Below are 16,291 nucleotides of genomic sequence, written 5' to 3'. Positions count from 1 at the left end.
CGGCGCCTCAGGCGTCGATCAGTTCGGGATCGATCTCGCCCGCGCGGTTCTGGATGAACTGGAAGCGGTGTTCGGGATTGCGGCCCATCAGGCGGTCGACGAGGTCCTTCACCGCCGCGCGGCCTTCGTATTCGGGCGGCAGGGTGATGCGGATCAGCGAGCGGCTCGCCGGGGCCATCGTCGTCTCGCGCAGTTGCTGGGGGTTCATCTCGCCCAGACCCTTGAAGCGGCCGACTTCGACCTTCTTGCCCTTGAACATCGTCTGTTCCAATTCGGCGCGGTGCTCGTCGTCGCGGGCATAGGCCGACGTCGAGCCCGAAGTCAGGCGGTAGAGCGGGGGCTGGGCGAGGTAGAGGTGCCCGCGCCGCACGATTTCCGGCATTTCCTGGAAAAAGAACGTCATCAACAGCGTGGCGATGTGCGCTCCGTCGACGTCGGCGTCGGTCATGATGACCACGCGGTCGTAGCGCAGGTCGTCGGCGTTGCAGTCCTTGCGGGTGCCGCAGCCGAGCGCGAGGCCGAGGTCGGCGATTTCCTGATTGGCGCGGATCTTGTCCGCCGTGGCGCTGGCGACGTTGAGGATCTTGCCGCGGATCGGCAGGATCGCCTGCGTCTTGCGGTCACGCGCCTGCTTGGCCGAACCGCCTGCCGAATCGCCCTCGACGATGAAGAGTTCGGTCTCGGCATCCGTTTCGCCCGAGCAATCGGTGAGCTTGCCGGGCAGGCGCAGCTTCTTGGCGTTGGTGGCGGTCTTGCGCTTGACCTCGCGCTCGGCCTTGCGGCGCAGGCGCTCGTCCATGCGCTCCATGACCGCGCCGAGCAGCGCCTTGCCGCGCTCCATGTTGTCGGTCAGGAAGTGGTCGAAGTGATCGCGCACCGCCGCTTCCACCATGCGCGCGGCTTCGGGGCTGGTCAGGCGGTCCTTGGTCTGGCTCTGGAACTGCGGATCGCGGATGAAGACCGAAAGCATGACTTCGCTGCCGGTCACCACGTCGTCCGGGGTGATGTCCTTTGCCTTCTTGGCCTGCCCGACCAGGTCGGCAAAGACGCGGATGCCTTTGGTCAGCGCGCCGCGCAAGCCCTGCTCGTGGGTGCCGCCGTCGGGCGTGGGAATGGTGTTGCAGTACCAGGAATAGGAGCCGTCCGAGTAGAGCGGCCAGGCGATCGCCCATTCGACGCGGCCCTGTTCGGAGCCGTCCTCGCCGCGCGGGAATTCCTGGCTGCCGGAGAAGAACTGCGTGGTCACGCATTCGCGGCTGCCGATCTGCTCGGCAAGGTGGTCGGCAAGGCCGCCGGGGAACTGGAAGGTCGCCTCGGCGGGAATGCCGTCCACCGCGAGTGCGGGCGCGCACTTCCAGCGGATCTCGACACCGGCGAAGAGGTAGGCCTTCGAGCGCACCAGTTTGAACAGGCGCGCGGGCTTGAACTTCTGGTCGCCGAAGATCTCGGTATCGGGCGTGAAGGTGACGGCGGTGCCCCGGCGGTTGGGCGCGGCGCCGACTTTCTGCAATGGCCCCAGCGTTACCCCGCGCGAAAATTCCTGGGCGAAGAGTTCCTTGTTGCGGGCGACTTCCACGCGGGTCTTCACCGAAAGGGCGTTGACCACCGAGATGCCGACACCGTGGAGACCGCCCGAGGTGGCATAGGCCTTGCCGGAAAACTTGCCGCCCGAGTGCAGGGTGGAAAGGATCACTTCGAGGGCCGACTTGCCCGGATATTTGGGATGCTCGTCGACCGGGATGCCGCGGCCGTTGTCGGTGATGGTAAGGCGTCCGGCAGTGCCCGGTTCCTCTTCCAGCGTCACCTCGATGCGGTTGGCGTGGCCCGCGACGGCTTCGTCCATCGCGTTGTCGAGCACTTCGGCGGCGAGGTGGTGCAGCGCGCGCTCGTCCGTGCCGCCGATGTACATGCCCGGACGGCGGCGGACGGGCTCAAGCCCCTCCAGCACTTCGATGGCCGAACCGTCGTAGGTTTCACCGCCCGCGGAGGGGAGCTTTTCGAAGAGGTCGTCGGACATGGCTGCGACTATAGGCAGGCGGAAAATCCGCGATCAAGCGTGCATGCCCGATTTTTCGCAGCGATTGGGGAAAAGTGGAAGAAAAAGAGAACAAAAGGGATGGGGCGCCGCTCCGGACGCCCCATCTGTCCCGTTATTTGCCCGTGGCGAAGCCGGTCGGTGCGGCGTCGATCACCTTCACCGCGCCGGCAGAGACGGTGCGCACTTCCAGCGCGCGCTCGATCAGGCCGTTGCGGTTGAAGCGGAAAGCGCCGTCGACACCGAGGAAGCCGTCCTGCGCGAACATCGCCGCCGTCGGGAACGCGGCGCCCTGCTTCCAGTCACGCGCGACGCGCAAGGTGAGCAGAACCGCGTCGTAGCCGAGCGTGGCGATGCGGAAGGGCTGCACGCCGAAGCGGGCGCGGTAGCTCTTGGAGAACTGGCCGAAGCGCGCGTCCGAAACGGTGGAGAACCACGCGCCGTTCAGCGACGGCGAGGCTGCCAGCTCCTTTTCGCCGCTCCACAGCTCGGTTCCCAGCAGGCGGACCGAAGTGGTGCCGCCGCCCGCACGGTAGGCGGTGGCGGCGCGGGCCGAGAGGCTGCCGCTGTCGGCGATCAGCAGCGCGTCGTAGCCGCCCTTGGCCTTGATGCGGGTGGCCGCTGCGCTGATCGAGGCGGCGGTGCGGTCATAGGGCTCCATCGCCAGCACGGTGCCGCCGCTGGCGCGCACGGTCGAAAGCAGCGATGCACTGACGCGCTGGCCGTAGTCGCCGCGCGGGACAAGGGCGGCAAAGCTCGAGACGCCCTGCTGGCGGGCATAGGCCACCGTGCGGGCGACCGACTGGCCGGGCAGGTTGCCGATCACGAACACGTCGGCTCCGGCGGCTTCCTCGTCGTTCGAGAACGAGATGAGCGGCACCCTGGCAGGCTTGGCGACGGCGCGGACCGCGCCGATGTCGTCCGCCAGCAGCGGGCCGAGGATCAGCTTGTTGCCGTCCGCCACGGCCTTGCGTGCGGCCTCGCTGGGGTTGGTGCCGGTGTCGTAAGTGGTGATGCGCAGGTTCTTGGCGCCGGTATCGAGCAGCGCCATGTTCGCGGCATTGGCCAGCGCCTGCCCAACGCCCGCGTTCGGGCCGGTGACCGGAACCAGCAGCGCGATGCGGTGGCGGTCGGTGTCGGTGGCAACGACATTGTTCTCGCTCGGTGTCGGCGTCGGGGCCGGTCCGGGGGCAGGGGCCTTGGGAACGACCGCGCAGCCGGCGAGCAGGGCCATGGCGGCTCCGGCAAGGAAGTTGCGCCGATGGGTACGCCCGATGAGGGTCGTGTCGAACATTGCTTGCCGCTCCCGTGGTCCTTGGGCCATTAGGCCGATGATGGAAAACAGTCTTTCACCGGGCCTCTACATAGTCGCAACCCCGATTGGCAACCTCGGGGACATAACCTTGCGGGCGGTCGAGACGCTGCGGGGCGTCAGTGCGGTTGCCTGCGAGGATACCCGGGTGACCGGCAAACTCCTGCATCATCTCGGCATCAAGCAACGGATGATTCGCTACGACGACCATGCCGGCGAGGGTGACCGCGAGCGTCTGCTGGCGCTGATGGAGAGCGAGCCGGTGGCATTGGTCAGCGATGCCGGAACCCCGCTGATTTCGGACCCCGGCTACCGTCTGGTGCGCACCGCGCGCGAGCGCGGGATCGCCGTCACCAGCCTGCCCGGAGCCAATGCCGCGGTCATGGCGATGACGCTCTCGGGTCTGCCCAACGACCGTTTCCTGTTTGCCGGGTTCCTCCCCAACAAGGCGAGGGCGCGCGAGGGTGTGCTTGCGGATCTGGCCAAGGTCCCCGCGACGCTGATCTTCTACGAAACCGCGCCGAGGCTGGAGGATTCGCTGCAGACTATCGATTCGGTGCTGCCGGGCCGCGAAGTGGCGGTGGCGCGCGAACTGACGAAGAAGTTCGAGGAATGCCGCAGCGGCACCCCGCAGGACCTGATCGCGCATTACGCCGCTCATCCGCCCAAGGGCGAGATCGTGTTGCTGGTGGCGCCGCCGGGAGACGAACCGCTGGGCGAGGTCGATGTGGATGCCCTGCTGCGCAGCGCGCTGGAGCAGGCCAAGCCCTCGCAGGCTGCGGCCAGCGTGGCCAAGGCGACCGGGCTCGATCGCAAGATGCTCTATGCGCGGGCGCTGGAACTGAAGTGAGCGATCGGCGCGTCCATGCGGAGCGGCAGGGGCGGCGGGGTGAGACGCTTGCGTTGTGGTACTTGCGGCTAAGCGGTTGGCGCGTTCTGGCGCGGCGCGCGAAGACGGTGCGGGGCGAGGTCGACCTGGTGGTCCGGCGCGGGCGGACACTCTGCTTCGTGGAAGTGAAGTGGCGTTCGCGGGCCGAGGATCTGGGGCATGCGATCGACGCCTATCGCCTGCGCCGGGTGGCGGCGGCGGCGCAAGTGCTGGCGGCGCGATACCAGAAACCCGGCGACAACCTCAGGATTGATGTCCTGCTGCTGGCGCCGGGGTGCTGGCCCCGCCGGATCACCAATGCCTGGCAGCCCGGCGGATGACAGCGGGGGGTCTGGTCAGGCCGCCCAGGCTCAGCCGTGCGGCTTGGGGTGTTCGCTGGGCGCCGGGGACGGGTGCTCGCCCGGATGCGTGGTGGGGTGCGAGGTCGGGTGGTCAGCGGGATGGCCGGTGGGATGCGGCTCGGGGTTGGCGGCGGCGACCACGCTGCCGAAAACCAGCATCGTCGCCCCTGCCGCAAGGACTGCGGCCAGTTTGAACGGGTTGGCTTGGCTCAAGGGGGAATTGTGCATGAAGACCATCCTGTTTCGAGATATCGCGGGGGCTTTCCCGCGGCGGATGCGAAACTAGTCGCGCACGTCGCCGATTCCGATTAACCGGCGGTTCCGCAATCCCCCCAAGGAACAGTGATTCATGACCCTGCGCATCGCCGTCCAGATGGACCCGCTCGAGACGATCAACATCGCGGGCGATTCGTCCTTCGCCCTCATGCTTGCCGCCCAGGCGCGCGGTTACACGCTGTTCCATTATGACGTGCGCACCCTGGCCTACGACGCGTCCTACGGCGCGGCCGGGCGGCTTACCTGCTGGGGCGCGCCGGTGACGGTGCAGCGTGTCGAGGGCGCGCACTTCACCCGCGGCGAGTACCGGCTGATCGACCTTGTCGCCGATGTCGACGTGGTGCTGATGCGGCAGGATCCGCCGTTCGACCTTGGCTACATCACCGCGACTCACTTGCTGGAACGGCTGGCCGGGCAGACGCTGGTCGCCAACGATCCCGCCTCGGTGCGCAATGCGCCGGAAAAGGTCTTCGTGCTCGATTTCGCGCGCTTCATGCCGCCCACACTCATCGCCCGCCGGATCGAGGACGTGCGCGCCTTCCAGGAACGGCAGGTCGCGGCCGGCCTCGGCGGTGATCTTGTCGTCAAGCCGCTGCACGGCAATGGCGGCAAGGCGGTGTTCCGCGTGCCTGCCGACGGCAGCAATCTCGGGGCGCTGGTCGAGATGTTCCAGAACGCCTGGGTCGAACCCTTCATGGTCCAGCCGTTCCTTCCCGACGTCGCCGAGGGCGACAAGCGCATCGTGCTGGTCGACGGCGTGGTGGCGGGGGCGATCAACCGCAAGCCGGGCGCGGGCGAGTTCCGCTCGAACCTTGCCGTCGGCGGTTCCGCCGAGGCGACCGAGCTCACTTCGACCGAATTGGCGATCTGCGCGGCGATGGGGCCGGAACTGAAGGCGCGCGGGCTGGTTTTTGTCGGCATCGACGTGATTGGCGGAAAATGGCTGACGGAAATCAATGTGACTTCGCCCACCGGCATCGTCGCCATCGACCGTTTCAATGGCAGCGATACCTGCGCGATGATCTGGGATGCCATCGCGGTCCGCCACGCCGCCATGTAACGGCGCGCTGCTCTGTAGTTCCTTGGAATTTCCGACATGGATGATTGGGTCATCCGCCTGATCGAGGGCGGCGGCTACTGGGGCATCGCCTTGCTAATGGTGCTGGAAAACCTGGTGCCGCCGATCCCTTCCGAGCTCATCATGGGTGTGGCCGGGGTCGCCCTTGCGCGCGGCACGATGAGCTTTGCGCCAGTGCTGCTGGCGGGCACCGCGGGCTGCACGCTGGGCAACTACATCCTGTTCCTGATTGCCGATCGCCTCGGCTACGAGCGCATGGAACCGCTGGTCGACCGCTGGGGGCGCTGGCTGACGATGGAGTGGCACGATGTCGAGCGCGCCGGGCGGTTTTTCCGCCGTCATGGCCACTGGATCGTGTTTGTCATGCGCTTCATGCCGATGTTCCGGACGCTGATTTCGGTTCCGGCGGGGCTTTCGCACATGCGGCACGTGCCGTTCCTGCTCTATACGGCGGCGGGGGCAGCAGTGTGGAACACGCTTTTGCTGATGGGCGGGCAGTGGCTGGGGCACCGCTTCACCGAAGCGGGACAGTGGATCGGCTGGGCAACCCTCGCACTCGCAGCAATCACGATGGCCTGGTACTTCTGGCGGGTGCTCACGTGGAAGTCCACGCGCTAGATTTACTTCGCTCCAGAAAATCGAGCCGCGCTATCGTCTTGGAATAAATCTCGCCTATTCAGTCTACGCATTGTGACGTAGTCTTTCCCCGCAACCACAGGGGAGCAGACGTCATGTCCAAGCGATTGGCCGCTGAATTTTTCGGTACGTTCTGGCTTGTTTTCGGAGGCTGCGGTGCAGCCGTTCTTGCAGCGGGTTTTCCTGAACTGGGTATCGGCTTTGCCGGCGTGGCGCTGGCCTTTGGCCTCACGGTCGTGACCATGGCCTATGCGGTGGGCTCGATTTCCGGGGGGCATTTCAATCCGGCGGTGTCGCTGGGCATGGCGGTGGGCGGCCGGCTCGACTGGAAGGACCTCCTCCCCTACTGGATCGCGCAAGTGATCGGTGCGATCGTCGCGGCGGCGGCGCTCTATTCCATCGCTTCGGGCAAGGCGGGCTGGGAACCCGGCGGCTTTGCCACCAACGGGTATGGTCCGCTTTCTCCCGGCGCCTATTCGCTGCATGCGGCGCTGCTGATCGAGATGATCCTGACCGCCGGGTTCATCGTGGTGATCCTCGGATCGACCTCGAAGAGCGCGCCGGCCGGTTTCGGCCCGCTCGCCATCGGCCTTTGCCTGACGCTGATCCACCTCGTGTCGATCCCGGTCACCAACACCTCGGTGAACCCCGCGCGCTCGACCGGCGTGGCGCTGTTCGCCGAGACGGCGGCGCTTTCCCAGCTCTGGGCCTTCTGGGTTGCGCCGCTGATCGGGGCTGCCATCGGCGCCGCGATCTGGCGCTTCCTGCTGGCGGGCGAGGAAGGCGCGATCTGACATCGGTGGAAATTGTCGTCGGGGAGCGGCTGCGCTCCCCGATTGATCATCCCTGCTCGCGCGGATGCGCGTGGCGGTAGACGTCCAGCAACGTGGCTGCGTCCACTTTGGTGTAGATCTGCGTCGAGCCGAGGCTGGCGTGGCCAAGCAGTTCCTGCAAGCTGCGCAGGTCCGCCCCGGCCCCGAGCAGGTGGGTGGCGAAACTGTGCCTGAGCGCATGCGGGGTCGCCGTCGACGGCAGGCCGAGCGCGATGCGCGCCCGCGCCATGGCCTTCTGCACCATGCCCTGCGAAAGCGCTCCGCCCTTGGCACCGCGGAACAGCGCGCCGTCCCGCTCCAGCGGCCAGGGGCACTTGCGAATGTAATCGGCGACCGCCTCCCGCACGATCGGCAGCAGCGGCACGACCCGCTGCTTGTTGCCCTTGCCGGTGACGGTGATCGTCTCGGCCAATGGCAGCGCCGCGCCGGTCAGCGACAGGGCTTCGGCGATACGCATGCCCGCGCCGTAGAGCAGCAGCAGCACCGCCCGGTCGCGCGCGCCAATCCATTCCTCGCGGGCGTCTTCTTCCACCATTGCGGCGAGGTTCACGGCTTCATCGGGCGTGACGGGGCGCGGAATGCCTTTCTTGACGCGCGGCCCGCGCACACGCGGACCGGCGCGTTCCGGCACGCCTGCCTGCTGCCGGGCAAAGGCAAGGAAGCTCTTGATCGCCGAAAGCTCCCGCGCGGCGGAGACGTTGCCGATGCCGTCCTCGCGCCTGTCGGCAAGATGGAGGCGCAGCGATCCGGGATCGAGGGCGGCAAGCGCGTTCCAGTCGGTTGCGCCAAGACCGTCGATCAGCCGGGCGGCGGCGGCGATATAGGCGCGGCTGGTATGCGGACTGCGCCGCCGGGCATGGGTGAGGTGATTGCCCCAGGCTTCGAGCAGGTCCGCCTTGGTCATGTCTCGACGAGATCGGCGGGGACCAGTTCGGCCAGCAGCCCGTCGAGCAGCGCCATACCCTGATCGGTCACGCCAAGGCGGCTGCCCTGGCGCCAGACAAGGCCTTGCGTTTCATAGAAAGCCGCCTTGCCGCCGATGCAGAGCTGGTCTGGGGTGAGGCCGAAGCGACCCGCCAGCGCCTCGAGGTCGACGCCTTCGCCAAGCCGCAGGCCCATCAGCATGGCCTCGCTCGCCTGTTCGCGGCGGCCGAGTTCGCGTGTTTCGTTGATGCCATGGCCGTTGCGGTCGATCGCGTCGAGCCAGTTTTCCGGCTTGCGATGGCGCGTCGTCGCCACGCCGCCGCGGCGACCGTGGGCGCCGGGGCCGATGCCGCAATAGTCCTGATAGCGCCAGTAGGTAAGATTGTGGCGGCTCTCCTCGCCGGGGCGGGCGTGATTGCTGATCTCGTAGGCCGGGAGGCCGGCGGCGGCGGTCATTTCGCGGGTGAGCGCGAACATGTCGGCGCAGGCATCCTCGTCCAGCGGCTCGAACTCGTGCTGGCGTACCATGGTGGCGAACCTGGTGCCCGGCTCGATGGTCAGCTGGTAGAGCGAGAGGTGTCCGGTGCCGTAGGACAGGGCATGGGCCAGCTCGCGCTGCCAGGCGTCGAGGCTCTGGCCCGGGCGGGCGTAGATCAGGTCGAAACTGACGCGTGAGAACCGCTTCTGTGCCACTTCAAGGGCTTTCAACCCCTCTGAAGCGTCGTGAAGTCGGCCAAGGAAGCGCAGCGTTTTGTTGTCGAGCGCCTGAAGGCCGAGCGACACGCGGTTGACGCCGGCGTCGGCCAGTGCGGCATAATTGGCCGCCTCCACGGAAGAGGGATTGCCCTCCAGCGTGATCTCGATGTCTTCGGCAAAACCCCAGAGTTTCTGTGCTTCGTCGAGCAATCGCGCGACAAGGGCAGGGGGCATCAGCGAAGGCGTGCCGCCGCCGAAAAAGATCGACGACAGCGCCTCGCCGCCTGCCACTTCGTGTTCGCGGCGCATGTCCGCCAGCAGCCCTGCTTGCCAGCGGTCATGCTCGACCCGCTCGCGGACATGGCTGTTGAAGTCGCAATAGGGGCACTTTGCGAGGCAGAACGGCCAGTGAATGTAGAGCGCGCGGGCCATGGGGCGGATTAACCTGCGAACTGCTCCGCCACCAGCTTGGCGAAGGCGTCGGCGCGGTGGCTGATCTTGTGCTTTTCCTCGGGATCTAGCTGGGCGAAAGTCACGTCGCGGCCCTGGGGCACGAAGACAGGGTCGTAGCCGAAGCCCATCTCGCCGCGCGGCGGCCACGAGAAGGCGCCGTTGACGCGGCCTTCGTAGACGGCTTCCTCGCCGTCCGGCCAGGCGATGGCGAGGACGCAGGAAAACCAGCAGGACCGGTCGACGTCCGCGCCCTGTTCGCACAGCAGGCCTTCGACCTTGCCCATCGCCATGAACCAGTCGCGGCCCTTGGGCCCCTCGAACCATTGCCGTTCGGCCCAGTCGGCGGTGTAGACGCCGGGGCGACCATCCAGCGCGACTACCGAAAGGCCGCTGTCATCGGCCAGGGCCGGCAGGTTGGCGGCCTTGGCAGCGGCATGTGCTTTCAGCAGGGCGTTCTCGACAAAGGTCGTGCCGGTTTCTTCGGGCTCGGGCAGGCCAAGTTCGCCGGCCGACACGCAGTCGACGCCGAACGGGGCCAGCAGGGCCGAAATTTCCTTCAGCTTGCCCGCATTGTGCGTGGCAATGACGAGGCGGGTGTTACCAAGCTTGCGGGTCATGCTCTGCTTTTTTGTCTGCCCTGCTTCCCTGGCCGAAGCCGGGGAAGCAGGAACGGAGGGAGATCAGCGACCGACGGCCTTGGCCTGTGCGGCGAAGATCTGGTCGCAGCCGATGCGTGCGAGGCGCAGGAGGCGAAGAAGGCCTTCCTCGTCATAGGTCGCGCCTTCGGCAGTGGCCTGGGCCTCGGCGATCTTGCCGCCTTCGATCAGCACGAAGTTGGCGTCGGCATCGGCCGAGCTGTCTTCGATATAGTCGAGGTCGAGCACCGGGGTGCCTTCGCAGATGCCGCAGGAGATCGCGGCGACGCGGCCGGTGATCGGGTCTTCCTTGATCTTGCCGTCCGCCATCAGCTTGTCGACGGCAAGGCGCAGGGCAACCCACGCGCCCGAGATCGAGGCGGTGCGGGTGCCGCCGTCGGCCTGGAGCACGTCGCAGTCGAGCACGATCTGGCGCTCGCCGAGCTTCTTCATGTCGACCACGGCGCGCAAGCTGCGGCCGATCAGGCGCTGGATTTCCTGGGTGCGGCCGGACTGCTTGCCCTTTGCGGCTTCACGCGAACCGCGCGTGTGGGTCGCGCGGGGCAGCATCGAGTATTCGGCCGTTACCCAGCCTTCGCCCTTGCCGCGCAGGAACGGCGGCACCTTTTCCTCTACCGAGGCGGTAACCAGCACGCGCGTATCGCCGAAGGAAATCAGCACCGAACCTTCGGCGTGCTTGGTGAAACCGGTCTGGATGTCGATGGCGCGCATCTCGTCGGGCGTACGGCCGGAAGGTCGCATGGGAATTCCTCTGGTCAAAGTCTGGTCGTTGATTACCGGCGCCCCCTAGAGCATTTTCGCACGCAGGGGAAACACCTCGGGCGCATGAAAATGCGGCAATCGGACAATCCTGTTCGCATTTGGCTTGAGGCCGCTCTGCGATCGCCTAAATTGACGGTGTGATGCCAGGCCCGCCGATCTCCGAACTGACCACCCGTGCGCGGGACATCTTCCGTCTGGTGGTGGAGGGATATCTCGCCACCGGCACTCCGGTCGGCTCGAAGGCGCTGGCCGGCGGCATGAACCTGTCCTCGGCCTCGATCCGGTCGGTCCTTGCCGATCTCGAATCGCTGGGGCTGCTGGCAGCGCCGCACACCAGTGCCGGGCGGCTGCCGACCGAGGCCGGCCTGCGCCTTTTCGTAGACGGCATCATGCAGGTTGCCGAACCGACCGTGGAAGAGCGGCTGGCGATCGAAAGCCGTATCTCCGCACCCGGGCCGATCGAGGCGGCGCTGGAGGCGACGAGTTCGCTGCTTTCCAGCCTCACGTCGGGGGCAGGGGTCGTCATGGTGCCGCGCCGCGAACCTCGCCTGATGCACCTGCAACTCGTGCCGTTGGGGCCGGGCAGGGCCCTGGCCGTGCTGGTGGGTGAGGACGGCGCGGTTGAGAACCGCGTGGTCGAACTGCCCGCGATCCTGCCGCCCGGCGCGCTGGAAGAGGCTTCCAACTACATTTCCGCGCATCTTTCGGGGCGCACGCTGGCCGAAGCCGCACGCGCGATGCGCGGCGATATTGCCAGCGGCAAGTCCGCGCTCGATGCCGCCAGCCGCGAACTGGTGGAACGGGGGCTTGCGGTCTGGAGCGAGGATGCGGCCGCGCGCCCGGTACTGATCGTGCGCGGGCAGGCCAACCTGCTCGACGAAAGCGCGCTTGCCGATCTCGAACGGGTCCGCTCGTTGCTCGACGATCTCGAGAACAAGCAGTCGGTCGCCGATCTGCTCGATCTTGCCCGCGAGGCAGAATCGACGCGCATCTTCATCGGTTCCGAGAACCGCCTGTTTGCGCTCTCCGGCTCCTCCGTCATCGCCTCGCCCTATCGCGACCGCGACGGGCGGGTGGTCGGCGTGGTGGGGGTTATCGGTCCGACGCGGTTGAATTATGCGCGCGTAGTCCCCATGGTGGACTTCACTGCCCAGAGCCTGGGCAAGCTCATCGGATAGCTGGAACCCAAGAATAATGACCGAAGAAAAGACGCAGTCGGCAGATGAAGCGGCAAAGGCCGAAGAACTGAAGGGTGTGCCCGAGGATATGATCGAATCCCCCGAACTCGCCAAGCTGCGCGAGGAACTGGAAACGGTGAAGCAGGAAGCGCTTTATGCGCGTGCCGAAACGCAGAACGTGCGTCGCCGTCTCGAAAAGGACATCGCCGACACCCGCGCCTATGCCGCGACCGGCTTTGCCCGCGATATCCTTTCCGTGGCCGACAATCTTTCGCGTGCGCTTTCGGCGATTCCCGCCGAACTGCGCGAGGACGAAAAGCTGAAGAGCATCGTTGCCGGCATCGAGGCCACGGGCCGCGAGATCGAGAAGGTGTTCGGCAACCACGGCATCACCCGCGTGGCCGCCATGGGCCTGCCGCTCGATCCCAACCAGCATCAGGCGATGATCGAAGTGCCCTCGGCCGATGCTGAACCGGGCACCGTCGTGCAGGAACTGCAGTCGGGCTACATGATCAAGGACCGCCTGCTGCGTCCGGCCATGGTGGCCGTGGCGAAGAAGCCGGACTGATTTTGTTCGCGACACGCCTCGTCCTTCGAGGCGGGCGTGTCGTGGAAAACCCGGAACCTCATGGCATTGGCTCCCGTTGCTCAGGCATGTGACCTGAACAACGGGAGAAATGTCATGCGCAAGTTCACGATTCCCATCCTTGCTGCAAGCGCGCTCGCCATGGCGGGCTGTGCGAGCAATTACGCGGGCGAGGGCGCGCTGGCGGGCGGCGCGCTGGGCGCCGGTGTCGGCGCGGTGACCGGCGGCGATGTCGGCACGGGCGCGGCGGTCGGTGCCGCTGCAGGCGCCGCGGTCGGCTCCACCCAGAAGAAGAACGACGGCTGCTATCGTTACGACCGCGACGGTCGACGCTACTGGGATCGCCGCTGCTGACGGTCGCTCAGAACGGCAGGATCGCCCGGTAGCTGTCCAGCGAGACGGCGCCGGGCACCTGCCATCCGCGCCTGAGCAGAAAGGCGTGGCGGACAATCTCCGCCTGTTGCTCGATGCCGTAGCGGCCGAGCGGCCAGCCCGGCCTCAGGGTGTAGTCGTACCGGCATAGCGGATGGCGCATCAGCGGCAGGTACCAGCGCCCCTTGTTCTGTGCCTGCCAGACATGCACCATCTCGTGGATGAACAATCCTTGCAGCAGCGGCGAGGCCGACGCGAAGTCGTCGTGGTAGAGCGGCGAGCGCGGATGGAAGTGCAAGTGCCCGCAAGGCGCCATCACGACGTTGGCGGGCTGGAAGGGAAACCAGCGCCGCCGCCGGATGCGCACCGGCGTGCAGTCGATGGCGGTCCCGAACACGTCCGCGACGAGTGTGCATTCGCCCTGGGTCAGTGGCCGTTCGCCGCCCACCGGGCAGGCGGCGCTGGGGCTTTGGGTGATCAGTGATCCATCCCGGGCATCGAGGCCATGGCATCGCTCTTTGCTGCATCGTGGCCGCCGTGGCCCTGGCTGCCATGATCGTGCCCGGTTGCCGCAGTGGCGGCGCTGCTGGCGGTGCTACTGGGCGCGGTCATCGGCCCCATGCCTTCCATGTCGTCGCCGCTGCCGCCGATACTGTCGATCATGACCGGCATCTTGAGTGTTTCGCCGTTCGCGAAAGTCAGCGTCAGGTCGGTCGACTGACCCGCCTTCAGTGTGGGGGAAAGGTCGAAGACCATGACATGAAGCCCGCCAGGGGCGAACTCGATCTCGGCGCCGGGCGCGATCGGCAGCGAATCGACCGCCTTCATCGACCCGCCGCTGGTCTCGTGCATCTGGGCCTTGCCGGCCCCGGCAATGGCGACGCCGGTGAGCGCGGCTGCGATGCTGCTGTCGTTGCGCACGGTGAAGTAGGCCGCACCCGGGCGTCCGGCCACGGCAGGCAGCATCAGCTTGCCGTCACGCGCGGAAACTCCGGCGCCAGCTTCGGAAGCGGCGGTGCTGGCACTATCCGTTGTCGCCGGTGCCTCCTGCTTGCAGCCTGACAGCGAAACGATCAGGGCGGCGGCGATCAGGCTGAGCGAGCGGCATTTGTCCACGGGGAGGAATCCTTCTCGAAATCCGGGCTTCTGGCTGGTCCGGCATGGTTTTGCCGGGCCATGAAAATTTCGCGTGCCTAATGCCATCGCAACGCTCTTGTTCCAAGATAAACCGCACCTATATGCCGCATCGACGACTTTGAACGTCATCGAGCCGTGCAAGCCGCCTTGCCTCTTTCGAGGGAGGCCATCCGCGCGGTGTCATCCACTGACGTGAGGAATGGGGATAATGGCAAAAGTAATTGGTATCGACCTCGGCACCACCAACAGCTGCGTCGCCGTGATGGACGGCGGCAAGCCGAAGGTCATCGAGAATTCCGAAGGTGCGCGCACCACGCCCTCGATCGTCGCTTTCACCAAGGATGGTGAGCGCCTGATCGGGCAGCCTGCGAAGCGCCAGGCCGTGACCAACGGCGACAACACGATTTTCGCGGTGAAGCGCCTCATCGGCCGCCGCTTCGACGACCCGGTGACCAAGAAGGACACCGAGCTGGTTCCGTACCACATCGTCAAGGGCAAGAACGGCGACGCCTGGGTCCAGGCCGGCGGCGAAGACTACAGCCCGTCGCAGATCTCGGCCTTCACGCTGCAGAAGATGAAGGAAACCGCCGAATCGTACCTCGGCGAGACCGTGACGCAGGCCGTCATCACCGTGCCCGCCTACTTCAACGACGCACAGCGCCAGGCGACCAAGGACGCCGGCCAGATCGCCGGTCTTGAAGTGCTGCGCATCATCAACGAGCCGACCGCGGCCGCGCTCGCCTATGGTCTCGACAAGCAGGACGGCAAGACCATCGCCGTCTACGACCTTGGCGGCGGTACCTTCGACGTCTCGATCCTCGAGATCGGCGACGGGGTGTTCGAAGTGAAGTCGACCAACGGCGACACCTTCCTCGGCGGTGAAGACTTCGACACCAAGGTCGTCGAATGGCTGGCCGACAAGTTCAAGGCCAAGGAAGGCATGGACCTGCGGACCGACAAGCTCGCTCTGCAGCGCCTGAAGGAAGCGGCCGAGAAGGCAAAGATCGAACTGTCGTCCACCGCGACGACCGAGGTCAACCTGCCCTTCATCACCGCACGCATGGAAGGCGGCGCCACCACCCCGCTGCACCTCGTGGAAACGATCACCCGTTCGGACCTCGAGAAGATGGTTGCGGACCTGATCCAGCGTACGCTCGAACCCTGCCGCAAGGCGCTGGCCGACGCCGGCATCTCGGCCAAGGAGATCGACGACGTCGTGCTCGTGGGCGGCATGACCCGCATGCCCAAGGTGCGTGACGTGGTGAAGGACTTCTTCGGCAAGGAGCCCCACACGGGCGTGAACCCGGACGAAGTCGTCGCCATGGGCGCGGCGATCCAGGCCGGTGTGCTTCAGGGCGACGTCAAGGACGTGCTGCTGCTCGACGTGACCCCGCTGTCGCTGGGCATCGAGACGCTGGGCGGCATCATGACCAAGATGATCGACCGCAACACGACGATCCCGACCAAGAAGAGCCAGGTCTACTCGACCGCCGAGGATAACCAGCAGGCGGTGACCATCCGCGTGTTCCAGGGCGAGCGCGAGATGGCGCAGGACAACAAGCTGCTGGGTCAGTTCGACCTCGTCGGCATCCCGCCGGCACGCCGCGGCGTGCCGCAGATCGAAGTCACCTTCGACATCGATGCCAACGGCCTTGTCAACGTTTCGGCCAAGGACAAGGGCACCGGCAAGGAACAGCAGATCCGCATCCAGGCTTCGGGCGGTCTGTCGGATTCCGACATCGACCAGATGGTCAAGGATGCCGAGAAGTTTGCCGAAGAGGACAAGAAGCGTCGTGAGGCCGCCGAGGCCAAGAACAACGCCGACAGCCTCGTCCACGCGACCGAGCAGCAGATCGCCGAGCATGGCGACAAGATCGACGCCGGCCTGAAGTCGGAAGTCGAGGCGGCCATCGCCGCGACCAAGGCAGCGATCGAAGGCGGTGAACCCGCCGACATCACCGCCAAGGCGCAGGCCCTGACCGAAGTCGCCATGAAGATGGGCCAGGCCATCTACGAGAAGGAGCAGGCCTCGGCCGCTTCGCCGGACGCTGCTCCGGCCGGTGACGACGATGTTGTCGATGCCGAGTTCTCGGAAGTCGACGAAAACAAGGGCTGATCGGTCCTCAT

The 16,291-nt window shown here is 66.4% G+C and carries 18 protein-coding genes; 9 read left to right on the top strand and 9 right to left on the bottom strand.

The features are described from left to right. Window positions 1–7: 7 nt before the first annotated feature. Window positions 8–2,017: a DNA topoisomerase IV subunit B gene (gene parE, locus CA833_RS15790; protein ID WP_207078592.1), complete on the bottom strand. Its 2,010-nt coding sequence runs from the start codon at window positions 2,015–2,017 to the stop codon at window positions 8–10. Window positions 2,018–2,150: 133 nt separating this feature from the next. After that, window positions 2,151–3,329, bottom strand: coding sequence for a penicillin-binding protein activator (locus CA833_RS15785; RefSeq protein WP_207078591.1), 1,179 nt, complete (start codon window positions 3,327–3,329; stop codon window positions 2,151–2,153). A 40-nt stretch (window positions 3,330–3,369) separates the two neighbouring features. On the opposite strand from CA833_RS15785, the gene rsmI reads away from it, so the two are divergent. After that, complete coding sequence (gene rsmI / locus CA833_RS15780) at window positions 3,370–4,197, top strand: 16S rRNA (cytidine(1402)-2'-O)-methyltransferase (RefSeq protein ID WP_207080133.1); 828 nt, start codon at window positions 3,370–3,372, stop codon at window positions 4,195–4,197. Continuing rightward, the gene (locus CA833_RS15775; RefSeq protein ID WP_207078590.1) at window positions 4,194–4,556 is read left to right on the top strand and encodes a YraN family protein; all 363 of its coding nucleotides are present in this window, start codon (window positions 4,194–4,196) and stop codon (window positions 4,554–4,556) included. Before rsmI ends, CA833_RS15775 begins: the two co-directional genes overlap by 4 nt. 30 nt (window positions 4,557–4,586) lie before the next feature. On the opposite strand, the gene CA833_RS15770 is transcribed toward CA833_RS15775, so the two are convergent. Continuing rightward, complete coding sequence (locus tag CA833_RS15770; RefSeq protein ID WP_142633564.1) at window positions 4,587–4,805, bottom strand: hypothetical protein; 219 nt, start codon at window positions 4,803–4,805, stop codon at window positions 4,587–4,589. Window positions 4,806–4,926: 121 nt separating this feature from the next. Here CA833_RS15770 and gshB point away from each other — a divergent pair, with 121 nt between their 5' ends. The 3 genes from gshB (at window position 4,927) to aqpZ (ending at window position 7,361) form a co-directional block, all read left to right on the top strand. Beyond that, a complete protein-coding gene (gene gshB / locus CA833_RS15765) occupies window positions 4,927–5,913 on the top strand; it encodes a glutathione synthase (RefSeq protein WP_207078589.1) in 987 nt (328 codons plus the stop codon). Between the two features lie 36 nt (window positions 5,914–5,949). After that, the gene (locus CA833_RS15760) at window positions 5,950–6,549 is read left to right on the top strand and encodes a DedA family protein (RefSeq protein WP_142633568.1); all 600 of its coding nucleotides are present in this window, start codon (window positions 5,950–5,952) and stop codon (window positions 6,547–6,549) included. A gap of 113 nt (window positions 6,550–6,662) precedes the next feature. After that, window positions 6,663–7,361, top strand: coding sequence for an aquaporin Z (gene aqpZ / locus CA833_RS15755; RefSeq protein ID WP_207078588.1), 699 nt, complete (start codon window positions 6,663–6,665; stop codon window positions 7,359–7,361). Window positions 7,362–7,407: 46 nt separating this feature from the next. On the opposite strand, the gene CA833_RS15750 is transcribed toward aqpZ, so the two are convergent. The 4 genes from CA833_RS15750 to rph form a co-directional block, all read right to left on the bottom strand. Then, a complete protein-coding gene (locus CA833_RS15750) occupies window positions 7,408–8,304 on the bottom strand; it encodes a tyrosine recombinase XerC (RefSeq protein WP_207078587.1) in 897 nt (298 codons plus the stop codon). Next, on the bottom strand, window positions 8,301–9,452 hold the full coding sequence (gene hemW / locus CA833_RS15745) for a radical SAM family heme chaperone HemW (protein ID WP_207078586.1): 1,152 nt from the start codon (window positions 9,450–9,452) through the stop codon (window positions 8,301–8,303). Before hemW ends, CA833_RS15750 begins: the two co-directional genes overlap by 4 nt. An 8-nt stretch (window positions 9,453–9,460) precedes the next feature. After that, complete coding sequence (rdgB, locus tag CA833_RS15740; protein ID WP_142633587.1) at window positions 9,461–10,090, bottom strand: RdgB/HAM1 family non-canonical purine NTP pyrophosphatase; 630 nt, start codon at window positions 10,088–10,090, stop codon at window positions 9,461–9,463. 63 nt (window positions 10,091–10,153) lie between these two features. Next, window positions 10,154–10,870, bottom strand: a complete 717-nt coding sequence (gene rph / locus CA833_RS15735) for a ribonuclease PH (protein WP_207078585.1) — start codon at window positions 10,868–10,870, stop codon at window positions 10,154–10,156. Window positions 10,871–11,031: 161 nt separating this feature from the next. Between rph and hrcA the strand changes: the two genes are divergently transcribed. From hrcA to CA833_RS15720, 3 genes are all read left to right on the top strand, one after another. After that, the gene (hrcA, locus tag CA833_RS15730; protein WP_207078584.1) at window positions 11,032–12,069 is read left to right on the top strand and encodes a heat-inducible transcriptional repressor HrcA; all 1,038 of its coding nucleotides are present in this window, start codon (window positions 11,032–11,034) and stop codon (window positions 12,067–12,069) included. A 16-nt stretch (window positions 12,070–12,085) separates the two neighbouring features. Then, entirely contained in the window at window positions 12,086–12,637 is a 552-nt protein-coding gene (gene grpE, locus CA833_RS15725) for a nucleotide exchange factor GrpE (protein WP_207078583.1), read from the top strand. A 114-nt stretch (window positions 12,638–12,751) separates the two neighbouring features. Next, window positions 12,752–13,009, top strand: coding sequence for a glycine zipper domain-containing protein (locus CA833_RS15720; protein WP_142633597.1), 258 nt, complete (start codon window positions 12,752–12,754; stop codon window positions 13,007–13,009). Between the two features lie 7 nt (window positions 13,010–13,016). Here CA833_RS15720 and CA833_RS15715 read toward each other — a convergent pair whose 3' ends face one another. Both CA833_RS15715 and CA833_RS15710 read right to left on the bottom strand, forming a co-directional pair. Continuing rightward, window positions 13,017–13,475, bottom strand: a complete 459-nt coding sequence (locus CA833_RS15715; RefSeq protein WP_142633599.1) for a vgr related protein — start codon at window positions 13,473–13,475, stop codon at window positions 13,017–13,019. 29 nt (window positions 13,476–13,504) lie between these two features. Beyond that, a complete protein-coding gene (locus CA833_RS15710) occupies window positions 13,505–14,143 on the bottom strand; it encodes a copper chaperone PCu(A)C (RefSeq protein ID WP_242526137.1) in 639 nt (212 codons plus the stop codon). Between the two features lie 229 nt (window positions 14,144–14,372). Between CA833_RS15710 and dnaK the strand changes: the two genes are divergently transcribed. Next, on the top strand, window positions 14,373–16,280 hold the full coding sequence (dnaK, locus tag CA833_RS15705; RefSeq protein ID WP_142633600.1) for a molecular chaperone DnaK: 1,908 nt from the start codon (window positions 14,373–14,375) through the stop codon (window positions 16,278–16,280). Window positions 16,281–16,291 lie beyond the last annotated feature (11 nt).

The sequence above is a fragment of the Novosphingobium sp. KA1 genome (assembly GCF_017309955.1).
Classification (GTDB): domain Bacteria; phylum Pseudomonadota; class Alphaproteobacteria; order Sphingomonadales; family Sphingomonadaceae; genus Novosphingobium.
This window is presented reverse-complemented; position numbering and strand designations above follow the sequence as displayed.

Bases quoted from the DNA above. Each gene is read 5' to 3' on its own strand.
- parE (WP_207078592.1), bottom strand. From the start codon at position 2,017: ATGTCCGACGACCTCTTCGAAAAGCTCCCCTCCGCGGGCGGTGAAACC.
- CA833_RS15785 (WP_207078591.1), bottom strand. From the start codon at position 3,329: ATGTTCGACACGACCCTCATCGGGCGTACCCATCGGCGCAACTTCCTT.
- rsmI (WP_207080133.1), top strand. From the start codon at position 3,370: ATGGAAAACAGTCTTTCACCGGGCCTCTACATAGTCGCAACCCCGATT.
- CA833_RS15770 (WP_142633564.1), bottom strand. From the start codon at position 4,805: ATGCACAATTCCCCCTTGAGCCAAGCCAACCCGTTCAAACTGGCCGCA.
- gshB (WP_207078589.1), top strand. From the start codon at position 4,927: ATGACCCTGCGCATCGCCGTCCAGATGGACCCGCTCGAGACGATCAAC.
- CA833_RS15760 (WP_142633568.1), top strand. From the start codon at position 5,950: ATGGATGATTGGGTCATCCGCCTGATCGAGGGCGGCGGCTACTGGGGC.
- aqpZ (WP_207078588.1), top strand. From the start codon at position 6,663: ATGTCCAAGCGATTGGCCGCTGAATTTTTCGGTACGTTCTGGCTTGTT.
- CA833_RS15750 (WP_207078587.1), bottom strand. From the start codon at position 8,304: ATGACCAAGGCGGACCTGCTCGAAGCCTGGGGCAATCACCTCACCCAT.
- hemW (WP_207078586.1), bottom strand. From the start codon at position 9,452: ATGGCCCGCGCGCTCTACATTCACTGGCCGTTCTGCCTCGCAAAGTGC.
- rdgB (WP_142633587.1), bottom strand. From the start codon at position 10,090: ATGACCCGCAAGCTTGGTAACACCCGCCTCGTCATTGCCACGCACAAT.
- rph (WP_207078585.1), bottom strand. From the start codon at position 10,870: ATGCGACCTTCCGGCCGTACGCCCGACGAGATGCGCGCCATCGACATC.
- hrcA (WP_207078584.1), top strand. From the start codon at position 11,032: ATGCCAGGCCCGCCGATCTCCGAACTGACCACCCGTGCGCGGGACATC.
- grpE (WP_207078583.1), top strand. From the start codon at position 12,086: ATGACCGAAGAAAAGACGCAGTCGGCAGATGAAGCGGCAAAGGCCGAA.
- CA833_RS15720 (WP_142633597.1), top strand. From the start codon at position 12,752: ATGCGCAAGTTCACGATTCCCATCCTTGCTGCAAGCGCGCTCGCCATG.
- dnaK (WP_142633600.1), top strand. From the start codon at position 14,373: ATGGCAAAAGTAATTGGTATCGACCTCGGCACCACCAACAGCTGCGTC.